Source organism: Moorena sp. SIO4E2 (assembly GCF_010671945.1).
Classification (GTDB): domain Bacteria; phylum Cyanobacteriota; class Cyanobacteriia; order Cyanobacteriales; family Coleofasciculaceae; genus Moorena; species Moorena producens.
In genome coordinates this window covers 1-6,959 of sequence record NZ_JAAHIE010000398.1, presented here as the reverse complement: position 1 = coordinate 6,959, position 6,959 = coordinate 1, and the positions used below count along the sequence as shown (strand labels likewise).

Sequence of the window (6,959 nt, the reverse complement as noted above, 5' to 3'; positions counted from 1 at the left end):
TGATCGGTGGTTTGGTCGAGTAGTTGGGGCATCGCTCTCACCTCCGGCTATCCTTACCAGCCATTGTGACATAGTCAGTCAGTAGGGTGGGCAAAGGGAGATGAGAACTGTACTTTTGGTGAAACTAAAATTATTTGCCCACCCTACACCTACTGTTGACAGAATCAGGTATTCAAAGGGCTACTGTGCTAGAAAAAATAATAAATAGAGTCGAACTAGTCACCATTAACTAGTTACCATAATGAACTATTCCCAGATCATAAAACTTGGCTTACTTCTGACATCTCTGATAGTTGCTATTTGGATTGGCGCGATCGCTATTTTCTCGATCCAAAATATCACGGAAGTATCCGTGAAGTTTTTAGTCTTCGAGTCAATTGATCTGCCAATCGGTGTTGTTTTGGCTGTTAGCGTTGGTATTGGTCTTCTTGGGGGAGCGATCGCACCTCTAGTGTGGCAGCTTTTGGGGAAATCCTTGAAATTCCTAGACTCTGAGGATGACCTATACTACGATGAGTAGACTTGGACAATCTATTCGTAGTCCATCCGGTCATAAAGTCTATCATCATATTGATGAGACATAAACTCAGAGCGCCGTCTCGCTGGTAGGGAAGGAGGAGCACTAGAGTAGGGGTGTTGGACCACGTAAGTTGTACGAGGAGGACGCTGTGGTCGTGATATCAAGGCTAACCCGCCAATCACAACGGCACCACCACCAATGGTTACCGCCATACCGCCAAGTCCCCAAAGTATTCCTGACATGAGGGTATTTGCGGTTTCATTAGTAGTTTTACGATTAGGGATTAGTTGCTCAGGAGCCCTGATCACACTGGCATCAACCTGAGCAGTTAGATTGTCTAGCAGTAACTGCTGATTGTGAAGTTGGGCTTTGAGCTGTTCAGTTTCAGCTCGTTGTTGCTCAACCATAGCTTTGAGCTGCTCAGTGTCCCGCCGCTGCTGTTCAACATTGAGCATATTATTTAAATTATTATTTAAATTATTTAAGTTCGGTGAAGCTAGAGCCTGGTTTGGCGGTTGATCTGTGTAAGGGGAATTATAGGGATTGTTAGGGGAAATTTGGAAGGGTTGGGAAGAGGGAAGGTTATTCGCCACCATATTGCCTCCTCCTTTGAGGAGAAACAATGCTGCCATTCCGGCAAAGGCAGCCCCCGTCAGGAATGCCATACCATCACTCATTAATATTGCCTCTCAACTGGAACCGAATTACAACGAATTGCCACTACTGCTAAGGTCGCATATTTTTTTGTTAATTTCACCCTTAACGTGGGGCAATAAGCCCTTTGCCCATAGCTTTGGGTAATTTTCGTGTGTCAATGGCAACCTAACCCTAAATTGAAATCTAGATTGGTGCCAATGTCTACCCTAGCTCATTTTCAAAATTTTGCGATTTCTCGATCAACTTTCCCTAATTGCTATGGATAATGGTGTGGGCAAATCCTTTCCGCCCCCTAGGGTAACCTGGGGAGAGTCTTACCCAGTCAGGAATTGAGTGACATGAGGGGTCAACCCTTTGGCCGGTTCTCAATGGTTTCATAGCATCTTCGATAGATGTTTTGAGCAAGTTATCAAACCTTGACATTTGAGTTGGGAGTGGGGAATCGGGAGTGGGGAATCGGGAATCGGGAGTCGGGAGTGGGGAATCGGGAGTGGGGAATCGGGAAAAGCGGGAAATGGGGATAATTATCCGGGAAATTATTGTGTATGGTGATACATATTTTGAGGAATTTATACGTAATATAGCGCTACGCGCAAGTCAGCAAGGTTCTTGCGTCAGAAGTCAGAAGTAAGCTATGACTAAGTTTCAGAGTTTAGGAATGTCCTAAGCTTAATGGGTAGTGCTATAAAAGTACCTACTCACCCCTTTCTCAAAAACCTACCCTTGTAAGCGACTCCCGATTCCCGACTCCCGATTCCCGATTCCCGATTCCCGATTCCCCACTCCCGATTCCCGATTCCCGATTCCCGATTCCCGATTCCCCACTCCCGATTCCCTTTGCTATAGCTGCATTTGCCTAAGCACCTCCCTAATCAGATCAGTTGGCACCTGATCTGTCAAGGTTACTTCACCAATCTTGGTAGGCAAAACAAATCTTACCTTACCGTCTTTTACTTTCTTATCCGTTTGCAGGGTATCAATAATGGCATCAATATCTAGCCCACTGGGTAACTTAGTAGGTAGTCCAGCTTTTGTGATTAAAGCATCCTGGCGTTCGGCCTCTTCTGGCTGCCACATCTGGAGTGCCACAGCAATCTGGCCTGCCGCTACCATTCCAATCCCTACGGCTTCCCCATGATTCACTAACTTGTAGCCAGTTAAGCTTTCTACGGCATGACCAATGGTGTGACCATAGTTCAAAATTGCTCTGATCCCAGCTTCTTTCTCATCCTGACTGACCACATCCGCTTTAGCTTGACAAGACCGAGAGAGAATTGTTTCTAATAAATCCTTCTTCAGGTAACGCAATTGGTCAAGTCGCTTTGATTCCTCTAGTTTCACAAATAGCTCTTCATCCCAGATAATCCCATACTTAATCACTTCTGCCATCCCTGCTCGCAATTCTCGGGCTGGCAATGTTTTTAATACCGAAGGGTCAATTAAGACAAATTGTGGTTGATGGAAGGCACCGATCAAGTTTTTGCCCTTGGGGTGATTGACCCCAGTCTTGCCACCAACTGAAGCATCAACCATGGCCAACAGAGATGTGGGAACCTGAACGAAATTAATTCCCCTTAGCCAAGTGGCAGCAGCAAATCCTGTCATATCCCCAATTACCCCACCGCCCAATGCCACTAGAGTCGAGGAGCGTTCTAGGCGGTTTTCTAGGGCAACATCATAGATCTTTTGGATAGATTTGACAGTTTTGTATCGTTCACCAGCAGGCAGGGTGAGGCTAGATACCTGATATCCCACTAACTCCAAGGCTGCGATCGCTCTTTCCCCATATCTTCGGAAAATTGCTGGATTAGATACCACTAAAACTTTTTTACCCAACTGTAGACGGCTCATCCAAACCCCAATATCATCTAAGCCACCTGTGGTCATCTTGCCATCAGGAAGGTGTTGTGCGATCGCAATATCATAGGAATGTTCTGGTAGAGCAACGGGAATAACTAACTTCATGAGGAGGAGCCTTTTTCCTGGTTAACTATGGCGCTGTATATATCTACTTTTTGTATCTTTTATAGTAGATGTAGATATATGTTAGAGGGATTGCAGGCAACCCCTCTACAGATCCAGCCTTTAAAGTCCAGGCTTTAACGAAATTTGGCATCATTCCTTGGCACTAGCAAACCCCAACTGGTTGCCGCAGCCTCTTTTGGGCGTTTGCAGATAATACGGTGACCTGACCGTGATCATCCACATCAACAACTGCTGTATCCCCCTCTTGAATCTGACCAGATAGCATGGCTTCGGCTAAGCTATCTTCTAACAGGCTCATAATTGCCCGTCGTAGAGGTCTAGCACCATAGCTCGGTTCGTAGCCTGCTTTGACTAAGTGGTCCTTGAAAGCCTCTGTGACTTCCAGGATAATTCCTTTCTCTTGTATAGAGCTAGAGATTTCCTGAAGCAGAATTTCCGCAATTTCCTTAACTTCATTCTTCTTGAGCTGACGGAAGACAATTATATCGTCAAGGCGGTTGAGGAACTCAGGACGGAAATAGTCTTTCAGATTTTCATTGACCTGAGTGCGGATCTGGTTGTACCTAGACTCCTCATAGGTTTTTGACGACTCAAAGCCAAAAACACTACCTCCTTTTTCAATCACTTTAGAACCGATGTTGGAGGTCATGATTAATATTGTGTTCTTGAAATCTACAGTACGACCTCTAGCATCGGTTAAGCGACCATCATCTAACAGTTGCAACAGTACATTGAAAACGTCAGGGTGAGCTTTCTCGATTTCGTCAAATAGTACCACCGAGTAAGGCTGGCGTCGCACGGCTTCAGTAAGTTGACCGCCTTCGTCGTAACCCACGAACCCTGGGGGAGAACCAATGAGCTTGGAAACAGTGTGGCGTTCCATATATTCCGACATGTCAAGGCGAATCATCTTGTCTTCTGACCCAAACAGGTAGGAAGCCAAAGATTTAGCCAGTTCTGTCTTACCAACTCCAGTCGGACCAGAGAAGATAAAGCTAGCAATCGGTCGATTGGGATCCTTTAATCCAACTCTTGCCCGACGAATTGCCCGAGACACAGCAGTAACAGCTTCGTCTTGACCAATGATCCGCTCATGCAAGGTTTCTTCCAAGTGCAGCAGCAGAGCTGATTCAGATTCCGTCAGTTTATTGACCGGTATCCCAGTCCAAGACGCGACGATTTGAGCAATGTCTTCTTGATCCACAATCGGAATAGTTGGGGATGGAGATAACTTACCTTCAATTCCCTCACTCTCCCACTCTGATTCTGCTCTAGCCCTTGAAGAAGGCTTTGAGTGCATCAAGTGAACCCGACTCCCAGCTTCGTCAATCAGGTCAATGGCTTTGTCGGGTAAATAGCGGTCCGAGATATAGCGGTCTGATAATTGAGCTGCAGCCAGTAACGCTTGGTCGGAAATCTGGACTTTGTGATACTCCTCGTAGGTTGAGCGCAAACCATGGAGTATGTCAATGGTATCCTCTACAGAGGGTTCCGAGACCATGACTGGCTGGAAACGACGTTCTAGTGCTGCGTCTTTCTCAATATACTTGCGGTATTCATCGAGAGTAGTAGCTCCCAAGCACTGGAGTTCACCTCTAGCTAGAGCAGGCTTAAGCAGATTAGCCGCATCCATACCCCCTTCTAAGGAGCCTGCACCAACTAAGGTGTGAATTTCGTCAATTACTAGGATAATATTCCCGGATTGCTGGACTTCAGACACAACCTGCTTGAGCCGTTCTTCAAAGTCTCCCCGGAAGCGAGTACCAGAAACCAATAAAGCCATATCTAGGCTAATCACTTGTTTGTCTGCCAACAGGTCTGGAACATCTTGAGATACAATCCGTTGGGCTAGACCTTCTGCGATCGCAGTTTTCCCGACTCCAGGTTCCCCCAGTAATATGGGGTTATTCTTGCTACGACGACCTAAAATCTGCACCACCCGCTCGATTTCCTGCTGACGACCAACCACCGGATCCAGTTTGCCCTCTGCAGCTAACTTGGTCAGATTAGTTCCAAATTCTTCTAAGGTAGCTTTCTGGTTTTGAGTATTCCCTCTAAACGAGGAACCTTTTCCCTTAGCAGTCGTTGCTGCTGTTAATTCTGCTATGGAACTGTTGACATGGGTGCGTAATTCTGTGAGGTCTACACCCAGGTTTACCAGTACTTGACTCGCAACGCTGTTCTTGTCGTGAATAATAGCTAGCAACAAATGTTCAGTATCGATGTAGTTGTGTCCAAGTTGCTTAGCTTCCTGGAAAGATTGCTGGAAAACTTCTTTGGCTTTGGGGGTGAAAGGAAGTTCTGAGCTAACCATTCTCGAACCCCTACCCACAGTGTTTTCCACCGAGTAGCGAGCATCTTCGAGGGTAACACCAAAATCCCTCAGCACTCTGGCTGCCACAGCTGTTCGTTGTGCAATCAAACCCAACAGCAATTGCTCAGTTCCTACGAGGCTGTGTCCCAAGCGACGGGTTTCCTCCTGAGCCAGCATGATGGATTTGATCGCTTTATCTGTAAAATGTTCAAACATCCCCGGTTCACCTTACCGAATTTAAGCAGTGGGTGAGAGATCACCCTGGTGTAAAGTTTTATGTACTTTACTTCCATCAATGTACCCATCTGTGCTTAAACTCAGCAGTCGGTAGAACCGTAATCTTGAGGAGTGGTTGCCGCCAATAGCAACAACCAACACCTAGAGCGATCGCTTAGGTAGGGAAACATGTCAGCATTCAGCCGTCAGCATTCAGCTGTCAGCATTCAGCTGTCAGCATATGCGCTACGCGCAAGCTAATTGAGGTGCCATCAGCTTATTTAAAATAAACCTTGAACGGGAGAATTTAATAGTTCGATTTAACTGTGGGGATTTGCCCTTGGCCGTTGGCCACGCTACGGGAACAGTTTTGTGGCACAGGCTTCTAGCCTGTGCCACAAAGCTGATAGCTGAGAGCTGAGAGCTGATAGCTGAGAGCTGATAGCTGATAGCTGAGAGCTGAGAGCTGATAGCTGATAGCTAACGCATTTTGGTCAAGCTTTCAGTCTTATCCAAAAACATCTCGGTGAAAATACTCATCACTGTTCGCTTACGCACCCGGATATTGGCACTGATAGACATACCCGATTGCAATGGCTCTTTTTTGCCATAAGCTTGAATGAACTGTTTATCCAATTTGATTTTGGCAGGGAAAGTATAGTCTTGACGCAATTCCGCAGGATCCGGTGGTAGGGCATCAACACCAATCCATATTACCTCCCCTTTGACATCACCAAACTCACTAAAGGGAAAAGAGTCAACTCTGACATCGGCTTTGCTTTCTTTTTCCACAAAGCCGATGTCTCGGTTGGTAAGATAGACCTTAGCAATAAGAGAGCTACCGGGAACAATTTTGAGCACTGGCTCACTGGTATTGGCAACAAAACCAGGAGTTGAGGGTTGCAAATCAAAGACTGTTCCATCCACAGGAGCTCGTAGTTCTTGATAGCTTAGGGTGAGTTGAGCCTGCTGCAACTGGCTATCAATTTCAGCCATCTGTTTATTGTTATCAACAATGCGTTGGTTTAATTGACTGATAATGCTAGCTATTTGGGTGTTTATGCTATCAATTCTTTCTTGATTCTGGGCCATCAAATCAGCCAGTTCTCGTTGAGAAGACGCAATGGTATTGAGTAGACTCGCTCTGACCCCAGCAATTTCTTTTTGCAAGCGTTTTTCTTCTTCAATCCTGGAGTTTATCTCAGTTTGGCGATTTTTGACCTCATTTTGCTGCCTCAAGAACTGAATCTTAGAAAAGCCCCCTTG

General features: G+C 46.0%; 7 protein-coding genes. 2 read left to right on the top strand and 5 right to left on the bottom strand.

Annotation, left to right across the window (positions count from 1 at the left end):
- The first annotated feature begins 241 nt into the window (after positions 1-241).
- Positions 242-520, top strand: coding sequence for a lipopolysaccharide assembly protein LapA domain-containing protein (locus F6K37_RS28580; protein ID WP_009149372.1), 279 nt, complete (start codon positions 242-244; stop codon positions 518-520).
- 11 nt (positions 521-531) lie between these two features.
- Here the strand turns inward: F6K37_RS28580 and F6K37_RS28575 are convergent, their stop codons facing one another.
- The gene (locus F6K37_RS28575) at positions 532-1,197 is read right to left on the bottom strand and encodes a hypothetical protein (RefSeq protein ID WP_009149370.1); all 666 of its coding nucleotides are present in this window, start codon (positions 1,195-1,197) and stop codon (positions 532-534) included.
- Between the two features lie 428 nt (positions 1,198-1,625).
- On the opposite strand from F6K37_RS28575, the gene F6K37_RS28570 reads away from it, so the two are divergent.
- A complete protein-coding gene (locus F6K37_RS28570; protein ID WP_081473263.1) occupies positions 1,626-1,808 on the top strand; it encodes a hypothetical protein in 183 nt (60 codons plus the stop codon).
- A gap of 86 nt (positions 1,809-1,894) precedes the next feature.
- On the opposite strand, the gene F6K37_RS45695 is transcribed toward F6K37_RS28570, so the two are convergent.
- The 4 genes from F6K37_RS45695 to F6K37_RS28555 all read right to left on the bottom strand — a co-directional run.
- On the bottom strand, positions 1,895-2,002 hold the full coding sequence (locus F6K37_RS45695) for an AraC family transcriptional regulator (RefSeq protein WP_071986925.1): 108 nt from the start codon (positions 2,000-2,002) through the stop codon (positions 1,895-1,897).
- Between the two features lie 15 nt (positions 2,003-2,017).
- Positions 2,018-3,142, bottom strand: a complete 1,125-nt coding sequence (gene aroB, locus F6K37_RS28565) for a 3-dehydroquinate synthase (protein ID WP_287253815.1) — start codon at positions 3,140-3,142, stop codon at positions 2,018-2,020.
- 163 nt (positions 3,143-3,305) lie between these two features.
- A complete protein-coding gene (locus F6K37_RS28560; protein ID WP_287253813.1) occupies positions 3,306-5,693 on the bottom strand; it encodes an ATP-dependent Clp protease ATP-binding subunit in 2,388 nt (795 codons plus the stop codon).
- A 480-nt stretch (positions 5,694-6,173) separates the two neighbouring features.
- The coding region (locus F6K37_RS28555) for an HlyD family secretion protein (RefSeq protein WP_287253811.1) at positions 6,174-6,959 on the bottom strand (786 nt) is incomplete at its 5' end.

Bases quoted from the DNA above. Each gene is read 5' to 3' on its own strand.
- F6K37_RS28580 (WP_009149372.1), top strand. From the start codon at position 242: ATGAACTATTCCCAGATCATAAAACTTGGCTTACTTCTGACATCTCTG.
- F6K37_RS28560 (WP_287253813.1), bottom strand. From the start codon at position 5,693: ATGTTTGAACATTTTACAGATAAAGCGATCAAATCCATCATGCTGGCT.
- aroB (WP_287253815.1), bottom strand. From the start codon at position 3,142: ATGAAGTTAGTTATTCCCGTTGCTCTACCAGAACATTCCTATGATATT.
- F6K37_RS28575 (WP_009149370.1), bottom strand. From the start codon at position 1,197: ATGAGTGATGGTATGGCATTCCTGACGGGGGCTGCCTTTGCCGGAATG.